Raw genomic sequence first — 16,787 nt, 5'->3', positions numbered from 1 at the left:
CCTCGGTCGCTGGAAAATAGAAGGGCTGCGATTCATCGTCAATGCACGCCGGATTCGCGTGACCGGTGGAAAGCCGTTTCCCCTGGTTATCAAGTAACTTGCTATCAAGGTCCTTGATACGGGGATGAAACTTACATCGCGACCCATTCATGAGAGGGCGCGATATTGTCTCCTGGTGACCGATCCGGCTGTCCCCGCGGCCGCCGCGCCGCACGCGCCGCCGCCCCGCGTGAGCTACCTGGTGTTCCGGCTGGAACGCCGCATCCGTGCCTGCCTGGACGAGGCGCTCGCCCGGCACGGCCTGACGACCACCGAGTACATGGCGCTCAGCGAGCTGCGCCTGCGCGACGCCCCGTCCTCGGCCGACCTGGCCCGCATCGCCTTCGTCACCCCGCAGGCGATGAACCTGGTCATCCGCGACCTCGAACAACGCGGCCTGATCCGGCGCGACCCGCATCCCCGTGGCGGCCGCGCGCTGCGCACCCGCCTCACCCCGAAGGGCCTGAACACCCTGCGGCGGTGCGACCTCTCCCTCGACGGCATCGAGGCCGTCATGCTGGCCGAGATCGACGACCCGGACCGTACGACACTCGCGGAGACGCTCACGTCGTGCGCCCGGGCCCTCCATCCGGACGCGCGGCCCTGAGCCCGTTCCTTCGCCGCCGCACAGACTGGCCGATCACCCGGTCAAGGACCGGTCGGGGTGCCCCGCAGGTCTTCCGGCACCGGAACGACGGAGGTGCTCAGGCCGTCCAGGGTCAGCTTGAGCGTCGGGGCGACGGTGCCGCCGAAACCGGCCCGCGCCTGCGCGGCCGGCGCGTGCCGCAGATCCACCCCCTGGGGCGATCGGTAGTTGGCGAAGCTGACCACGTGCAGATCCGGCAGCACCAGCCAGGCGTAGGCCTGGTCCGGCCGGCCGGCGGGGTTGCCGATCACGAGCCCGGAGCCGTTGAGCGGCTCGTACGGTCCGGCCAGGGCAGGCGCGGCGAAGCCGTACAGGCCGGTGGGCGCGGGGTGGGCCGGGTCGAAGGAGTGGCGGTGGGTGCAGAAGAAGAGGTGGTAGCGGGAGTCGTGGACGATGACGTGCGGGCGTTCGATCTCGTGGTTGACTCCTTCGGCGACGAGCAGGGGCGGGAGCAGGGACCAGGCGCCGTCGCGTGGCTCGGCCAGGGCGATGGCGCCGGTGAAGGTGTCCTGCCAGGGCGTGGACGCGGCGACGAGCAGGCGGTCGACGCCGTCGGCCGGATCGCGGAACCAGCCCGGATCGCGAAAGGCCCTGAGGTTGCCCGGCACCCCGTCGGCCGGCAGATACGTCCGCTCGTCGGAGCGCAGGATCTCGCGGTGCGGGGCGTCTGGGCGCAGCGTGACCCGGTCCCCGTCGGCGATGACGGTGGTGCGGGCCTCGACGACGCTCTGCCGGTACGTCGGAGGCGACTCGCCGCGCCGCCCGGCGGCCGTGTAGTACACCGACACGGTCCCGTCGGGGCGGCGGATCGCCGAGCCGGACCATTCGCGGCTGCCCGGGGAGGCGCCGTCGGGGAAGGCGTCGCCCAGGTCCGTCCACTCGTTGCCCTTCTTGCCGAGCAGGCGGATCCTGGCGTGGTCGTGGCGCTCCTCGGGGTGGCCGCGGTCGGGAGCCGACAGGGCCATCCACAGCTCGCGGCCGCCCGCGACGCTCGTGGAGCCGTCCTCGTCCTGGACGGGCCACAGGTCCCAGAGGTGGTGGCCGGGCAGGATCCGGGGCAGGGCCGTGGGGTCGATGAGGGGTGCCGTGGTCGCGGCGCTCTCGGCGAGCAGGCCGAGGTGCCGGTGGGTCCAGCGCGCCGGCCGGTCACCGCTCACGACCCGTGGTTGTCCTCGTACGGGCATGGACGACCTCTGCTTTCGCCTGGGGGATGTGGTGGAGATGGCTGTGGTCAGGGCCTGCGCCGTCAGCCCTTCAGGGAGCCCTGAAGGAGGGCCTTGACGAAGTGGCGCTGGAAGATGAGGAAGATCACGAGCGTGGGGGTCAGGATGAGCAGCGATCCCGCGCACAGCAGCGGGATGTCGGTCCCCCACTGGCCCTGGAAGGCGCCCAGCGCGCCCGACATCGTGCGCTTGGCGGGGTCGTCGACCAGGACGATGGCCAGCAGAAACTGGTTCCACGTCCACAGGAACAGCAGGATGCCCAGGGACGAGATCGCCGGCATGGCCAGGGGCACGTGGATGCGCCGGAACAGCTGCCACACGTTGGCCCCGTCCATGCGGGCGCTCTCGGACAGCTCGCCCGGCATGTTGACGAAGTGGGCGCGCATCCAGAAGACGGAGAACGGCATGAACAGGCCGATGAGCGGCAGGATGATGGCCCAGCGGGTGTTCAGCAGCCCCATGTCGCGCAGCTGGTAGTACAGCGGCGTGATGACGCCCTCGAAGGGCAGGGTCAGGCCGAGCACGAACAGCAGGAAGACCACGCGCCCTCCGATGACGCGCAGGTGGCCGATGGCGAAGCCGGCCATCGTGCCGAGCAGGATCGAGATCGGCACCACGCCCAGCACGATGAGGACGCTCGACCACAGCAGCGCGCCCATGTTCGCGGCCTCGAAGGCGCGCAGGAAGTTGCCCCACTGCGGGTCGTCCGGCCAGGCGAGCCCGGCCGGGTAGGTGCCTGAGGGGTGCAGGGCGGTGACGAACAGGCTGAGGAACGGCAGGAGCGTGACCGCCATCATGAGGACGAGCAGCAGCCTGCCGGTCCAGGACTCCCGCCGGGCGGTGATCATTTGTTGCCGTCCTTCGCGAACCACTGGATGGGCAGGGCGCAGGCGATCACGAGGACCATGAGGACCATGGCCAGGGCCGAGGCCGTGCCCACCTCGCGCTCGGAGAAGGCCAGGTAGTAGATCTGCAGGCCGGGCACCATCGTGGTGTTGCCCGGGCCGCCTTGGGTGGCGATGTAGATGATGTCGAAGCTGGCCAGGGCGGCGATGACGGTGACGGTGACGCAGACCGCGATCTCCTGCCGGAGGCTCGGGACCGTGATGGAGACGAACTCGCGCCACGGGCCCGCGCCGTCGAGGCGGGCGGCCTCGTACAGCGCCGGATCGATCTTGCTCATGCCCGCCAGGAGCAGCAGCGTGCACAGGCCGAGCAGCACCCAAGCACCGATCATGCCGACCGCCGGCAGGGCGGTGGCGAAGTCGCCCAGCCAGGCGCGGGTCACGCCGCCGAGGCCGACGAGCGTGAGCAGCTGGTTGACCACGCCGGTGGAGGCCAGCAGCCAGCTCCACGCGATGCCGGCCGCGACCAGCGGGATCACCTGGGGCAGGAAGAGCACGGTGCGCGCCACGAGGGCGAGCCGGCTGGCGGCGATGCGCCTGATCGTCGCGGCACTGGCCAGGCCGAGCACGACCGGCACGGCGCTGAAGAAGACGATGAGCTGGAAGGCGTTGACCAGCGAGTCGAACAGGTCGGGGTCGGTGAAGACCTTGCCGTAGTTGGCCGGCCCCACCCAGGTGGAGGGGCCGATGCCGTTCCAGTCGTAGAGCGAGTACTGGAAGGTCAGGGTGATCGGGCGCAGCACGAACACCGCGTAGAAGCCGAGCGCCGGAAGCACGAACAGCCAGCCGACCAGGCCGCGCGCGCCGCGCAGCCTGGTGGTGGCCGGCCGCCGATGCGCGGACCGGGACATCACCTTCGCTCAGTTCCCTTCGAGCTGGCCGGCGTAGTCGGCCTGGACGGCCTTCAGCAGCCCTTGCGGCGTCTGCTGACCGGCCACGAGTTTCTGCAGGTTGGGGGTCCAGCTCTTGGCGTAGATGGCGCCGGTGGCGTTGGCGATGAAGTCCATCGCGCCGTCGTCCTTGGCGATGTCCGCCCCGGCCGCCAGGGTGCTCGCGGTGACCTTGTCGGAGCCGACCTCCGGCATGTACGCGTCGGCCGGTCCCATCGGGCGCGATCCGCCGATCTCGACGCCGATCTCCCTGGCCCGCTTGTCGGTGGCCACCCAGTTGAGGAAGAAGGCGGCGCAGTCGGCGTTCTTGGCGTTCGCGGCGATGCCGAAGGTGAGGGGCGCCGACATGGCGGCGCGCTTGCCGCCTTGCTGGGCGGGCGGCATCAGGGTGAAGCCGACGTTGCCCGCCATCTGCTTGTCGAGGTTGCCCGACTCCCAGTCGCCGTTGAACATGAACAGCCCCTGGCCGTCGATGAAGCGGCTCATCATGGTCGCGTAGTCGACCGCGTTGACGTCCTTCTGGAAGTAGCCGGCCTTGATCCACTTCTCCAGGTGCTGGGTGGCCTGGAGGTTGGCCGGGGTGTCGATGGTGGCGCCGGGCTTCTGGAAGATCCAGTCGTTGATGGGCGCGGCGGGGCCGTAGGAGGCCATGAGGTTCTGCAGCGGGAAGGCCAGGCCGCCGGTGGCGCCGCCGTTGAACTGCAGGATGGGCGTGATGCCCGCCTGCTTGGCCTTCTCGAGCGCCTGGTCGAGCTCGGCCAGCGTGGTGGGCGGCGCCGACATGCCGATCTGGGTGGCGAGCTTCTTGTTGTAGAACAGGCCGGTCATGCTCATGTTGAGGCCCAGGGCGTACAGGGAGCCCTCGCCGCGCGGACGGCCGCCGGGGCCCAGGCGCAGCTGCTCCAGCTGGGAGGCCGGCCACTTGTCCCAGCCGAACGCCGTCGCGTAGCCGTCGAGGTTCTTCAGCAGGTCGTCCTTGACCAGCTCGGAGACCTGGGGCAGGCGCATCAGGTCGGGCGGGTTGTCCGCCAGCACCCGCGGGGCGTTCTGCGTGATGATCGCGAATTGGTCCTCGCGGACGTTCCACGTCACGTTCGGGTGCTGCTTGGTGAACTCGGTGGTCAGCGCCTTGGGCAGCGGGAAGCCGGTCTCGAAGTAGCCGCTCATCGTGACCGGCGCCGAGCCGCACGCGGGTGCCGTGGAGGCCGGGGACGTGCCGGTGGCCTGAGGTTGCGGGCTGTTGCTGCCGGGGGCCGCGCAGGCGGCGGCCAGCGTCCCCAAGGCGATCACCAGCGCGGTCCCGGACCTGCCGGGGCGAACTCGACGAGCCATGTGGATCTCCTCTGCTGCTGGGGACGACCGGCACCGGTCAGCTGTCCCAACTCCATTGCTAAATCGGGTTAGCGCCCGATAGTCTCACCACGCGCGCCGTACGATGTCAACCCCCCGTAACGTAGTCGCGACGATCGGAGATTCGGTGAGCCCACGACGGGTCACGCTGGCCGATGTGGCCAAGGCCGCGGGCGTCTCCCGCACGACCGCCTCGCTCGTCCTCTCGGGCCGTGGCCGCGAGCTGCGCATCTCTCAGGACGTCGAGCAGCGGGTGCTGCGAACCGCCGAGGAGTTGCAGTACCGGCCGAACATCGTCTCCAGGGGCCTGCGCACGGGCACCACCCGGACCATCGGCTTCGTCTCCGACACCGTCGCCACCTCACGATTGGCCGGCGACATGATCAAGGGCGCGCTCGAGGCCGCCCGCGACCGCGGCTTCATGCTGTTCATCGGCGAGACCGAGGGCGACGCCGAGCTCGAGCGCCTCCTGCTGCAGGCCATGCACGACCGCCAGGTCGACGGGCTGATCCTGGCCTCGATGTTCACCCGCACCATCAAGGTGCCCAAGACCGTCACGGCCGCGCCCGCGGTGCTGCTCAACGCCCTGCCCAAGCAGCCCGCTCCGCTGCCCGCCATCCTGCCCGACGAGGTGGAGGCCGGCCGCCGCGCCGCCCGCGTCCTGCTCGACGCCGGTCACCGCGACGGCATCTACCTGATCGGCGCCGGGCCGCGCCTGCGCGACAGGCCCTCGGAGAGCCTCGCGGCGGTGGAACGGCTCGTCGGCATCCGCGAGGCGCTCGCCGAGGCGGGGGTCGAGGTGGCCGGCGCTCGCCCCTGCCCCGACTGGCTGCCGGAGTACGGCCTCGCGGCGACGCGCGACCTGCTGCGGACCGTCCAGCCGCGTGCGCTGATCTGCTTCAACGACCGGATCGCCATGGGCGCCTACCAGGCGCTCGACGACTTCGGGCTCAAGGTGCCCGCGGACGTCTCCATCGTCTCCTTCGACGATCACCCGATCGCCTCATGGATGCGGCCCCAGCTGACCACGGTGGCGCTGCCGCACTACGAGCTGGGCCGTAAGGCCGTGGACGTGCTGTTCACCGAGATCGACCGGGACCGCTCGGCCGCTGACGAGGCGGGCGAGGTGCACCGGGTGCCGATGCCCGTCCGGCACCGCGAGTCCGTCGCGGATTTCTCAGGCTGATCGCCGCGTCATCGTCCATCGCCGTGCGGGCGGGGCCGATGGCGCAGGACGTGTCAGGCGGGGCGGGATCGGGCCGCCAGCCCGTCGAGCACGACGGTGAGCTGCCGCTCGAACCTCCGGTCCCCGTCGTCGCGCAGGTGCCCGGCGACCTTGACCAGATCGGCGCCTTCACCGAGCCAAGCGTCGCGCCCGGCCAGGGAGTAACGGGCCGGGTCGGCGCCGGCGGACTGGCTGCGCTCCTGCTCCTCGATCACGAAGCCGACCACGAAGGCGGTGACCAGGTCGACGGCGTCGTCCGCCTCGGCCAGTGAGAACCCGGCGGCGGTCAGGCGCGCGAGCCAGGGATCCTTCGCCCTGACCACTTCCGGGTCGGAGAAGCGGGTGCCGCTGAAGATGCGCGCCCCGTCCCGGTGCTGCAGGTACTCCGCGCGCAGGACGCGGGCGTAGGCGGCCAGGCCGTCACGCCAGCCGGCCTCGGGAGCGATCTCCGAGAGGGCGGCGATGACGCGGCGCATGACGAAGGTGCTCATCTCGTCGAGCAGCTCCTGCTTGTTGCGGACGTGCCAGTACAGCGCGGGGGCGCCCACGCCGAGCCGGGACGCGAGCGCGCGGACGGTGAGAGCGTCCATGCCCTTCTCATTGAGCAGCTCCAGTGCCGCCGCCACGATCCGCTCCCGCGTGATGCCCTTCGCCACGGTTGACACCTTAACAAAGTTCAGGCACGGTGGGTGACGTCAGAATTGAACTTAGTTCAGGAGCGTGTCATGCGTGCCGCAGTCGTCAACACCCCCGGATCGACCCCTGTCTGCGCGGACTTCCCCGACCCCGAGCAGCGCCCCGGGCAGGCACCGCTGAGACTCGTGGGCGCGGGTCTGCACCACGTCGTACGCGGGCTGGCCGCCGGGCGCCACTACGGGAGCAGCCGGGCCTACCCCCTGGTGCCGGGCATCGACGCCGTGGCCCGGACCGGCGACGGGCGGCTGGTCTACACGGGTCTCGCCCGCTCGCCGTGGGGGACGATGGCCGAATGGCTGGTCACCCCGTTCGAGGTGGAGCTGCCCGCCGGGGCCGATCCGCTGGCGGTGGCCGCCGGGATGAACCCTGCCGTGGCGGGCTGGATGCCGCTGGTCGCCCGCCGCGAGGAGGTGGGTGAGCTGGGCACCGTGCTGGTGCTGGGGGCGACCGGCATGTCGGGGAGCCTGGCCGTGCGGGCGGCGCTGTCCCTGGGGGCGAAGCAAGTCATCGCGGCCGGGCGCGATCAGGAGGCGCTGGAACGGCTGCGCGGGCTCGGCGCCGTCACCGTTCCGCTCCCGGCCGCGGCGCCCGACGCCGGCACGAGGGCCCTCGCGGCGCCCGACGCCGGCGCGAGGGCCCTCGCGGGGCCCGACGCCGGCACGACCGCCCCCGCGACACCCGATGCCAGGACGACCGCCCTGGCCGCCGCCGTCGCCGAGGCGCAGCCCGCGCTCGTGCTCGACTTCGTGTGGGGCTCCGTCGCCGAGGCCGCGTTCGCCGCGCTGGGCAGGACCGGCACGGACGACAGCGAGCCGATCGACTACGTGCAGATCGGCTCGCTGGCCGGGGCCGAGGCGGCGCTGCCCGCGGCGCTGCTGCGCAGCCGGCGGATCCGGATCAGCGGCAGCGGGGCGGGCTCGGTCTCCAAGGCCGAGATGATCGCCGCGTTCCCCGACATCATCGCCCGGTTCGGCGATGGCACCTTCGACGTGCCGTACACCACGTTCCCGCTCAGCCGCGTCGGCGAGGCGTGGGCGCACCAGGGGCGCACCCGCGCCGTCATCGTCCCTGACTGATCTGGCTTCAACCAAGCGAAAGGGAAACGGCATCATGCGGAAACGCGCGCTGGTCGCCGGGCTCGGGATCGCCGGCATGGCCGCGGCGATCGGGCTGCGGCAGGCCGGATGGCAGCCGGTCATCGTCGAGCGGGCCGCCGGACGGCGCACGGGCGGCTACTTCGTCGGCCTCATGCCGCAGGGCAGGCAGGCCGCCGCCGACCTCGGTATCTCCGGCCACCTGCACACCCGCAACCCGCCCGGCGGCGGGAAGGCGTACTCACTGACCCGGCGCGGCACCCGCGAGCCCGGCCTGGGCTTCCTGCACCAGCCGGGCGCGCCCGCGGCGGTGGTCCGCGGGGACATCGAAGCCGCGCTCTGGCAGGGCCTGCGCGGGGACGGGACGAGCGAGCCCGTCGCCGTGCGGTTCGCCACCAGACCCGTCGAGATCGACGACACCGGCACCGAGGTGCGCGTGCTGCTGGAGGACACCGCCACCGGCACGTGGTGCCGGGAGAGCTTCGACCTGGTGGTCGGCGCCGACGGGCTGCGGTCGAGTGTGCGCCGCATGGTCTTCGGCCCGCACGAGGACTTCATGACCACGTGGGACGCGATGATCTGCGCGTTCCAGCTCCAGGAGCAGGTGCCGACCTTCGCGGCGGCGGACAGCGTCATCAGCGCCCGCGACGGCCGTGGGGCGTGGGTGTTCGGGTTCGCCGACCTGCCGCCGACCGCCCTGCTCACCTACCGCACGGCGGACGTCGAAGGACAGCTCACCGGATCCAGGATCGAGCGGCTGCGCACCGCGTTCGCCGACATGGACGACCCCGTGGTGCGGCACGCCCTCGACTCCCTGGAACGCACGCCGGAGTTCCTGTTCGACTCGGTGCACCAGGTGAAGCTGCCCCGGTGGAGCAGGGGAAGGGTGGTGCTCGTGGGCGACGCGGCGTGGTGCCTGAATCTCTACTCGGGCATGGGCGCCACCTTCGCCCTCCACGGTGGCGCCGAGCTCGGCCGGGCGCTGCGGGAGAGCCCCGGCGATCTCGACGCCGCGCTGACCGCCTGGGAGTCGCGGCTGCGCCCGTCCGTCACCAGGCACCAGCGCCTGGCCCGGGTGAAGCAGCAGTTGTTCGTGCCGTCGAACCGTCCCGCCGAAGCCCTCCGCTCGCTGGTCCTGCGCCTGGCGATCGCCGCGCGGGAGCGCAGGCCGGCGAAGGCCCGCGCCGCGTCGGGAGGCGCACCGTGACCGTCGCCGCGGACCTCGGAGCAGGGGCGGCGTCACACGTTCGTGATCGTCCACTGGTTGTTGGTGCTGCTGTTCGGCGCCCACATCGCCACGGTGGAGCCGGCGGTGCCGTTGCCCATGCCGTCCAGCGCGGTGCCGGTGCCCCGGTTGATGATCTGGTACCGGCCGTTGCCCGTGCTGTTGAGCCGCCACTGCTGGCCCGCGCCACCGGTCCAGGCCGCCTGCCGGGCGGCGGCGCCGTTGGCGGCGTTGCCCCAGCTGTCGACGACCATGCCGTTGGTGCGGTTGACGATGCGGTACCAGCCGCCTCCCAGGTCCACGAGCTGCCATTGCAGGTTGGTGCTGCCGTCCCAGTTCCACTGCTTGAGGTTCGACCCGGAGGCGACGTTCCCGCCGCTGTCCAGCACCAGGCCGGTGGTCGCGTTGGCGATCCGCACGTAGCTCGCCGGCGCGGGGCCTGAACCGGTCATGCGGTAGGTACGGCCGGTCTGGCCGGTGAGCCTGATGACGTCGCTCTCGGGTCTGGTGACGGTGACGGTGGCGCCGGTGGTGGTGTCGACCACCTCGAAGGTTCCGGCGAACATCCGGCTGCGTACGTTGACCACCGTGTCACGGTCGCACCTGATGAGGATCTCGGTGGCCCCGCCGGAGCTCCACGTCACGTCCACGGTGTGGCCGCCGCGCCCCCGAAGGCCGCGGACCTGACCGTTGGGCCAGGCCGGCGGCAGCGCCGGCAACACGTGCAGCTCGCCGTTGTGGCTCTGCAGCAGCATCTCGGCGATGCCGGACGTGGCGCCGAAGTTGCCGTCGATCTGGAACGGCGGGTGCAGGTCGAACATGTTGGGCGCCAGCCGGGCCGTCGTGACCAGGAGGCGGAGCAGCGTGTGCGCCCGGCCGCCCTCCTCCATCCGAGCCCAATAGTTGATCTTCCAGGCGAGTGACCAGCCCGTCCCGTCGTCACCGCGCAGCTCGAGGGTGCGCCGCGCGGCGGTGTACAGTGCGGGGGTGCCGCGTCTGGTGATCTGGTTACCGGGGTGCAGGCCGTAGAGGTGGGAGATGTGCCGGTGGGCGGGCTCGGTCTCGATCCAGTCGGACAGCCACTCCTGGATGTTGCCGCGCGAGCCGATCCTCATCGGCGGGAGCCGGTCCCGGGCGGCCAGGACCCGCGTGCGGAAGTCGGCGTCGGTGCCGAGCGTCTGAGCCGCCTGGGCGCAGCCGTTGAACAGGTCCCGCAGGATCTGGTTGTCCATCGTGGGGCCGGCGCACACGCTGACGCCCGCGTGGTGGGCGAGCTCCGGGGAGTTCGACGGGTTGGTGACCAGGTAGCCGAGGCTCGGTTCCTGCACGAGGGTGTCGAGGAAGAACTGCGCGGCGCCCTTCATCGCCGGGTAGTGGGTCCGGAGGAAGTCCAGGTCGCCGGTGAAGCTGTAGTGGTCCCAGACGAGGGTGGCCAGCCAGGCGCCGCCGGTCTGCCACATGCCCCAGAACGCGCCGTCCACGACCGACGTCCCCCGCCACGCGTCGGTGTTGTGGTGGGTCACCCAGCCGCCGGCGTTGTACTGGACGCGGGCCGTCCGGGCGCCGCTGACCGCGAGCTCCTCGAGCATCGCGAACACCGGCTCGTAACACTCGGACAGGTTCGTCGTGTCGGCCGGCCAGTAGTTCATCGGCAGGTTCGCGTTGATCGTGTACTTCGAGTCCCAGGCCGGCGTCAGCGAGTCGTTCCAGATGCCCTGCAGGTTGGCCGGCTGGGTGCCCGGGCGGGAGGAACTGATCAGCAGGTAGCGGCCGTACTGGAACAGCAGCGCCGAGAACTGCGGGTCGTCGGTGCTCGCGTGCTGCGCGATCCGCACATCGGTCGGCTGGTCGGCCGCCGCGGTCCGGCCCAGATCGAGCGTCGTGCGCCCGAACAGGCGCTGGTAGTCGGCGACGTGCCGGCCGCGCAGGTCGTCGTAGGTCCTGCCGGTGGCCGCGTCGAGGTGGCGGCGCGCGATGCCCTGGTGGTCGCCGGCGGTGTCGCGGTAGTTACGGTAGCTGGAGCCGATGGAGATCAGCACCGTCACGCTGTCGGCGGACCTGACCTGCAGGGTGCCGCCCGAGCTGGTGACGCTGCCGCCGGCGGTGACGGCTCTGGCCAGCGCGAGGAACCGGACGGAGCCGGCCACGCCTTCCATGTCGCCCGAGATGCCGTCGAGCGCGATCGTGGTCCCGTCCGGGCTGGAGCGGGTCGTCCGCTGCGGGCTGTCGAACGTCGCGGAGAACGTGATCGAGCCGGGTCTGTCGGCGGTCAGGCGGATGGCGATCACCTGGTCGGGCGCGCTCGCGAGCACCTCGCGCCGGTACCGGACGCCGTTGTGCAGGTAGGAGACGGCGGTGGTGGCCGTGGTCAGGTCCAGATACCGGTTGTACTCCGCGACCCCGGCGGCACTGCCGAAACCGAGCCGCAGGTCGCCGACGGTCTGGTAGGCCAGCTGGCCCACCGGGTTCCCCCGCATGTTCTGGTCGATCAGGGTCTGGGCCTGGCTCCACTGGTTCTGGAAGACCAGTTGCCGGATCTGCCCCAGCGCCGCCGCCCCTCGGGGATTGCTCTGGTCGTACGGCCCGCCGGCCCACACGGTGTCCTCGTTGAGCTGCAACCGCTCGGTGTCGGGGTTGCCGAACACCATGGCGCCCAGGCGGCCGTTGCCGATCGGGAGCGCGCGCAGCCAGTCGGTGCCGGCGCTCTCGTCGTACCACAGGGCCAGATCGTTCGCGGCGCTCACCTCCGGAGGGGGCATCGAGGCGGCCCGGGCGGCGGCCGTCCAGCCCAGCGGTAACATCGCGGCGCCGGCTCCGGCCGCGCCGAACCTGAACACTTGCCTTCGGGATAAGTCAGCCATCTCGACTCTCGTTCCGTCCGCGGTCGGCACAGAAACTTAACAACATCGAGCACCCTGCGGGCTACCCGTGCGACCAGCCACGGGAAGCCCGGCAATCCTCCCGGTCACCCCCTCGCGGGCAGGGGGCGACGACTCCGAGGTGGCAACTTAACCATCACACGGCCCGCACGTTACTGTTCCGTGAGAGGGCCGCTCGGGTGAAACTTTCACCCGAGCGGTCAGCCCTTGAACGCGCCGTCCATGATCCCGGCGACCATGCGCCTGCCGACGAAGACGAAGAGCACGATCAGCGGCAGGGTGGCCAGGAACGAGCCGGACATGGCCAGGCCGAGGTCGATCGTGTAGCTGTTCTGCAGCGCCTTGATGGCGATCTGCGCGGTGTACATCTCGGGTGACTTCAGCACGATGAACGGCCACAGGAAGTCGTTCCAGGCGGTGACGAACCCGAGCAGCCCGAGCACGAACGCGGCCGGCCGCACCAGCGGGAACGCGATCCGCCAGAAGATCTGCCAGGTGCCGGCCCCGTCGATGCGAGCGGCCTGCAGGATCTCGTCGCTGATGGTGGTGGCCAGGTGCTGGCGCATCCAGAAGATGCCGAACGCGCTGGCCAGCCCCGGCACGATGAGCGCCTGGAGGGTGTCCACCCATCCCAGCGAAGAGATGATCATGTATTGCGGGATGACGGCGAGCTGGGTCGGCACGGTCATGGTCAGCACCACGACGAGGAACAGCGCGTTGCGTCCGGGGAAGCGCAGCTTGGCGAAGGCGAACCCGGCCAGCGAGCACAGCAGGGCGTGCCCTAGGCCGATGCTGCCGGCCACGACGAGGCTGTTGACGATGGAGCGGACGAACGGCACGGTCGAGAAGACGAGCCCGGCCAGGTGGAAGAAGTTCCCGCCGGGCAGGATCTCCGGCGGCAGCTCGGTCGCGGTCGCCGTGTCCGTCGTCGCGACCACGAACATCCAGTAGAGCGGGAACACGCAGGCCAGCGTGGCCGCCCCGAGCAGCAGGTAGGTCCACCAGCGGACCCGGTCGGCCTTCTTCATCCTCGCTCCGGGCGGATACGGGTGGACAGGACGTAGTTGAGCGTCGCGACGGCGATGATCAGCACGAACAGGGCCACGCCGATGGCGGCGCCGTAGCCGAACTGGAACTGGCCGAAGCCCTGCTCGTACAGGAAGAGCGTGAGCGTCTGGCACTGCCGCACCGGCCCGCAGGTCAGCGGCGCGGCGTTCGAGACCAGCAGCGGCTCGGTGAAGATCTGCAGGCCGCCGATGGTGGAGGTGACGATGGTGAAGACGATGACCGGGCGCAGCGACGGGACGGAGATGTGCCGGAACTGCTTCCAGGCACCGGCGCCGTCCACCGCCGCCGCCTCGTAGATGGTCCGGGGCACGGCCTGCAGCGAGGCCAGGTAGAGCAGGGTGGTGTAGCCGAACCAGCGCCAGGTCACCATCACGGCGATCATGGTGTGACTCCCCCATACCGACTGCAGGAAGTCGATCGGCCCCACGCCCACGAAGCCGAGCAGCCAGTTGAGCAGGCCGTAGTCGCGGTCGAACAGCTGGGCGAAGACGATCGTGGTGGCCGCCACAGAGGTGATGTACGGCACCAGCATCGACATGCGGAAGAACACCGCCAGCCGCAGCCGGGCGTGGTTGAGCAGGTGCGCCAGCACCAGCGCGACCAGGAGCTGCGGCACCGTGGACAGCAGCCAGATGCTGATCGTGTTCCAGGCCGCGTTCCAGAAGCGGGCGTCGCCGAACAGCCGGGTGAAGTTGTCGAAGCCGATGAAGACGTGCTCGCCGATAGGGTTCCAGTCGAACAACGCGACGTAGAAGGTGAACAGCAGCGGCACGAGCCCGAAGATCGCGAAGAGCACGAAGAACGGCGCGATGTAGGCGTACGGCGCCACCCGCTCCGCCAGGCTCTGCCGCACCCGCGTCGTCGCCTCGGGCACGACCCGGGGCGGGCTGAGCGTGGTGGTCATGTCACTTGCCGATCGCGGTCTTGATGTTGGCCAGCGCCGTGTCCCAGGCCGTGGCCGGGTCGCCCTTGCCCTGTTCGACGTTGGTGATCGCGTTCAGGAACTCCTGGCCGATGGCCGCGCTGTCCGGCCCGATGAGGAACGGCTTGAGACCGAGCAGCGAGTCGGTGTAGATCTTCCCGATGGGCGCGTCGGAGAAGAAGGGGTCCTTCTCGGCGAGGAGCTTCGGGTCCTGGTACACGGACGGCGTGGTGGGCAGCGAGCCGACGTCGAGGAAGTGAGCGAGCTGGTTCTGCGGCGACTGCATCGTGGAGATGTACTCCCAGGCCGCCTTCGGGTTGGCCGCGCCCTTGGGAATGGCCAGGTAGCTGCCGCCCCAGTTGCCGGCGCCGCCCGGGATCGTGGCGATGTCCCACTTGCCCTTGGTGTCGGGGGCGTAGTCGCGGATCTGGCCGAGCAGCCATGACGGCGCGGAGACGACAGCGTAGTCGCCCTTGCTCATGCCCGCGATCCAGTTCTCCTCGAAGGAGCTCTGCTTGGCGGTGATGCCCGCCTGGATCGACTTGATCGCCAGCTCGAACGCGGTCTTGACCTGGGGGCTCGTGGCGTAGACGACGTTGCCGGAAGGGTCGTGGTACTTCTGCGGGCCCTGGTTGACGGCCTGGTAGAAGACGCTGGTGCCGGCGTTGTCGACGAACGCCTTGCCGGTGGCGGCGGTGTACTTCTTGCCGGTCTCGATGAAGGCGTCCCAGGTCGGCCAGAGCTTGCTCACCTCGTCGCGGTCGGTGGGCAGCCCGGCCTCCTTGAACAGGTCGGTCCGGTAGGCCACCGCCATGCCGCCGACGTCGGTGGGAATGCCGATGATCTCGCCGCTCTTGGCCGTGGACTGGCTGATCACCCAGTCCAGGTAGTCGCCCTTGATCTTGTCGGCGCCGTACTGCCGCAGATCCTGGAAGTTCTGCGGCTGCTGGACGAACTGCGGCAGGTTGTCGCCCTGGATGAGCACCAGGTCGGGCACCTTGCCGCCGGCCAGCGCCGTGGTCAGCGACTGCGCGGTCTCGGTGGAGCTGCCCACCTCGGTGAGCTTCACCTCCACGCTCGGGTTGATCTTCTTGTAGTCCTCGACGGTCCGCTTCTGGTTGATGCCGCTGAAGGACCAGAACTCGAACGACTTGCCGTCGCCCGAGGGCTGCGCCGGCCCGCCTCCTCCGCAGGCGGCGGTGGTCAGGACGAGCGCTGCGGCGAGCACGATCGGGGTGGCGGTACGAAGCTTCACAGGTCATCTCTCCCTGGGTCGTGCGAGCCCATGGACGGGGTTCATGCTGCGCTCCTCCGGAGACCTGCGCAGCTCTGAAACTTTCGGAACATGGCGCGATAGTTAATGCGGGACCATACGTGCGGGCTTGGAAACTCGTCAAGAACCTGCCCGCAAGAACACCGAAACGTGAGAGCGAAAGCCCCGAAACTGCTCGTTAGACTCCCCGCATGAGCACGGCCGCCGGCTCGTCCGACGACGACGCCACCAAGCCCCAGCCGCTGACCATCGCGCAGCTCGCCGAGCTGGCCAGGGTCTCCACCGCCACCGTGTCGAAGGTCGTCAACGGCCGGGCCGAGGTCGGGCCCGAGACCCGGGCCCTCGTCGAGGGGCTCATCCGCGAGCACGGCTACCGGCCGCAACGCCGCCGCACGGCCTTCGCGCCCCTGGTTGAGCTGGTCTTCCACGCGCTGGAGGGCGAATATCCCACCGAGATCGCCAAGGGCGTCGAGCAGGTGACGCGCCGGCACCGGCTGGCCATGGTGCTGTCGCAGCTGCACCATCGCGACACTCCGGGCAGGGGCTGGATCGAGGGCGTGCTGAGCCGCCGTCCCATGGGCGTGATCTCGGTGTTCTCCGGCTTGACCGCGGGCCAGCGCGAGCAGCTCGCCACCCGCGGCATCCCCCTCGTCCTGCTCGATCCGAGGGGCGACCCCACCGCCGGGGTTCCCTCGGTGGGCGCGAGCAACTGGAACGGCGGGCTGCTGGCGACCCGTCACCTGCTCGGCCTCGGGCACCGGCGCATCGCCGCCATCGCCGGGCCCGCCTTCGCCCTTCCCAGCCGGGCCCGCCTGGACGGCTTCCGCACCGCGCTCGACATGGCCGGCATCCCCCTCGATCCGGAGCTGATCGGCCGGGGTGACTTCCTCGCCGAGGGCGGCCTGGCCGAGGCCGAGCGCCTGCTGCGGCTGCCCGGCCCGCCCACGGCGATCTTCACCTGCAACGACGGCCAGGCCACCGGCGTCTACCGGGCCGCCCACCTGCTCGGCCTGCGCATCCCCCACGACGTGAGCGTGGTCGGCTTCGACGACCTGCCCGCGGCCCGCTGGATGAACCCGCCCCTGACCACGATCCGTCAGCCGCTCACCGAGATGGCCGCCACCGCCACCGAGATGCTGCTCAAGCTGGCGCGGGGCGAGCTCCTGGCGCAGCATCGCGTGGAGCTCGGCACGGAGCTGGTCATCAGGGAGAGCACCACGCGAGCTAGCGAAAGTTAATAGACTTTCCCCGAAACTATCCTTGACAGCCGTCAACCGCGCGGCCTAGCGTGGCGCGCACCACGACTGCGGACCGCCGTGATGTTAACGCTATCAACCGTGCGACGCCGAAGA

General features: G+C 70.5%; 14 protein-coding genes. 5 read left to right on the top strand and 9 right to left on the bottom strand.

Features of this window, described 5'->3' with window-relative positions:
* Positions 1–175 precede the first annotated feature (175 nt).
* Positions 176–646, top strand: coding sequence for a MarR family winged helix-turn-helix transcriptional regulator (locus LCN96_RS26350; protein ID WP_225275566.1), 471 nt, complete (start codon positions 176–178; stop codon positions 644–646).
* Between the two features lie 41 nt (positions 647–687).
* On the opposite strand, the gene LCN96_RS26345 is transcribed toward LCN96_RS26350, so the two are convergent.
* The 4 genes from LCN96_RS26345 to LCN96_RS26330 all read right to left on the bottom strand — a co-directional run bounded on the left by LCN96_RS26345 (position 688) and on the right by LCN96_RS26330 (position 5,035).
* Entirely contained in the window at positions 688–1,842 is a 1,155-nt protein-coding gene (locus tag LCN96_RS26345) for a glycoside hydrolase family 68 protein (protein ID WP_225275565.1), read from the bottom strand.
* Between the two features lie 89 nt (positions 1,843–1,931).
* Positions 1,932–2,756, bottom strand: a complete 825-nt coding sequence (locus tag LCN96_RS26340; protein ID WP_225275564.1) for a carbohydrate ABC transporter permease — start codon at positions 2,754–2,756, stop codon at positions 1,932–1,934.
* Positions 2,753–3,664 (bottom strand): carbohydrate ABC transporter permease, encoded by a 912-nt coding sequence (locus tag LCN96_RS26335; protein ID WP_225275563.1) that lies wholly within the window; start codon positions 3,662–3,664, stop codon positions 2,753–2,755. Before LCN96_RS26335 ends, LCN96_RS26340 begins: the two co-directional genes overlap by 4 nt.
* Before the next feature lie 9 nt (positions 3,665–3,673).
* A complete protein-coding gene (locus tag LCN96_RS26330) occupies positions 3,674–5,035 on the bottom strand; it encodes an ABC transporter substrate-binding protein (RefSeq protein ID WP_225275562.1) in 1,362 nt (453 codons plus the stop codon).
* 145 nt (positions 5,036–5,180) lie between these two features.
* Between LCN96_RS26330 and LCN96_RS26325 the strand changes: the two genes are divergently transcribed.
* Complete coding sequence (locus tag LCN96_RS26325) at positions 5,181–6,239, top strand: LacI family DNA-binding transcriptional regulator (protein ID WP_225275561.1); 1,059 nt, start codon at positions 5,181–5,183, stop codon at positions 6,237–6,239.
* Positions 6,240–6,292: 53 nt separating this feature from the next.
* Here LCN96_RS26325 and LCN96_RS26320 read toward each other — a convergent pair whose 3' ends face one another.
* Positions 6,293–6,934, bottom strand: a complete 642-nt coding sequence (locus tag LCN96_RS26320) for a TetR/AcrR family transcriptional regulator C-terminal domain-containing protein (protein ID WP_225275560.1) — start codon at positions 6,932–6,934, stop codon at positions 6,293–6,295.
* A gap of 69 nt (positions 6,935–7,003) precedes the next feature.
* On the opposite strand from LCN96_RS26320, the gene LCN96_RS26315 reads away from it, so the two are divergent.
* Positions 7,004–8,050: a hypothetical protein gene (locus tag LCN96_RS26315; protein ID WP_225275559.1), complete on the top strand. Its 1,047-nt coding sequence runs from the start codon at positions 7,004–7,006 to the stop codon at positions 8,048–8,050.
* A 34-nt stretch (positions 8,051–8,084) separates the two neighbouring features.
* Positions 8,085–9,275 carry an FAD-dependent monooxygenase gene (locus LCN96_RS26310; RefSeq protein WP_225275558.1) on the top strand — a complete coding sequence of 397 codons (1,191 nt, stop codon included), beginning with the start codon at positions 8,085–8,087 and terminating at the stop codon, positions 9,273–9,275.
* 32 nt (positions 9,276–9,307) lie between these two features.
* Here LCN96_RS26310 and LCN96_RS26305 read toward each other — a convergent pair whose 3' ends face one another.
* The 4 genes from LCN96_RS26305 to LCN96_RS26290 form a co-directional block, all read right to left on the bottom strand.
* A complete protein-coding gene (locus LCN96_RS26305) occupies positions 9,308–12,130 on the bottom strand; it encodes a glycosyl hydrolase family 95 catalytic domain-containing protein (protein ID WP_225275557.1) in 2,823 nt (940 codons plus the stop codon).
* 242 nt (positions 12,131–12,372) lie between these two features.
* Positions 12,373–13,200 carry a carbohydrate ABC transporter permease gene (locus LCN96_RS26300; protein ID WP_225275556.1) on the bottom strand — a complete coding sequence of 276 codons (828 nt, stop codon included), beginning with the start codon at positions 13,198–13,200 and terminating at the stop codon, positions 12,373–12,375.
* A complete protein-coding gene (locus tag LCN96_RS26295) occupies positions 13,197–14,144 on the bottom strand; it encodes a carbohydrate ABC transporter permease (RefSeq protein ID WP_225275555.1) in 948 nt (315 codons plus the stop codon). Before LCN96_RS26295 ends, LCN96_RS26300 begins: the two co-directional genes overlap by 4 nt.
* Before the next feature lies 1 nt (position 14,145).
* Positions 14,146–15,417, bottom strand: a complete 1,272-nt coding sequence (locus tag LCN96_RS26290) for an ABC transporter substrate-binding protein (RefSeq protein ID WP_225275554.1) — start codon at positions 15,415–15,417, stop codon at positions 14,146–14,148.
* 209 nt (positions 15,418–15,626) lie between these two features.
* Between LCN96_RS26290 and LCN96_RS26285 the strand changes: the two genes are divergently transcribed.
* A complete protein-coding gene (locus LCN96_RS26285; protein WP_225275553.1) occupies positions 15,627–16,673 on the top strand; it encodes a LacI family DNA-binding transcriptional regulator in 1,047 nt (348 codons plus the stop codon).
* The last annotated feature ends 114 nt before the right edge of the window (positions 16,674–16,787 follow it).

The sequence above is a fragment of the Nonomuraea gerenzanensis genome, from assembly GCF_020215645.1.
GTDB classification, from domain to species: Bacteria; Actinomycetota; Actinomycetes; order Streptosporangiales; family Streptosporangiaceae; genus Nonomuraea; species Nonomuraea gerenzanensis.
Note: the sequence above shows the minus strand (reverse complement) of the source record. Positions and strands in the feature narration are given on the sequence as shown.

Bases quoted from the DNA above. Each gene is read 5' to 3' on its own strand.
- LCN96_RS26340 (WP_225275564.1), bottom strand. From the start codon at position 2,756: ATGATCACCGCCCGGCGGGAGTCCTGGACCGGCAGGCTGCTGCTCGTC.
- LCN96_RS26335 (WP_225275563.1), bottom strand. From the start codon at position 3,664: ATGTCCCGGTCCGCGCATCGGCGGCCGGCCACCACCAGGCTGCGCGGC.
- LCN96_RS26300 (WP_225275556.1), bottom strand. From the start codon at position 13,200: ATGAAGAAGGCCGACCGGGTCCGCTGGTGGACCTACCTGCTGCTCGGG.
- LCN96_RS26310 (WP_225275558.1), top strand. From the start codon at position 8,085: ATGCGGAAACGCGCGCTGGTCGCCGGGCTCGGGATCGCCGGCATGGCC.
- LCN96_RS26285 (WP_225275553.1), top strand. From the start codon at position 15,627: ATGAGCACGGCCGCCGGCTCGTCCGACGACGACGCCACCAAGCCCCAG.
- LCN96_RS26295 (WP_225275555.1), bottom strand. From the start codon at position 14,144: ATGACCACCACGCTCAGCCCGCCCCGGGTCGTGCCCGAGGCGACGACG.
- LCN96_RS26315 (WP_225275559.1), top strand. From the start codon at position 7,004: ATGCGTGCCGCAGTCGTCAACACCCCCGGATCGACCCCTGTCTGCGCG.
- LCN96_RS26330 (WP_225275562.1), bottom strand. From the start codon at position 5,035: ATGGCTCGTCGAGTTCGCCCCGGCAGGTCCGGGACCGCGCTGGTGATC.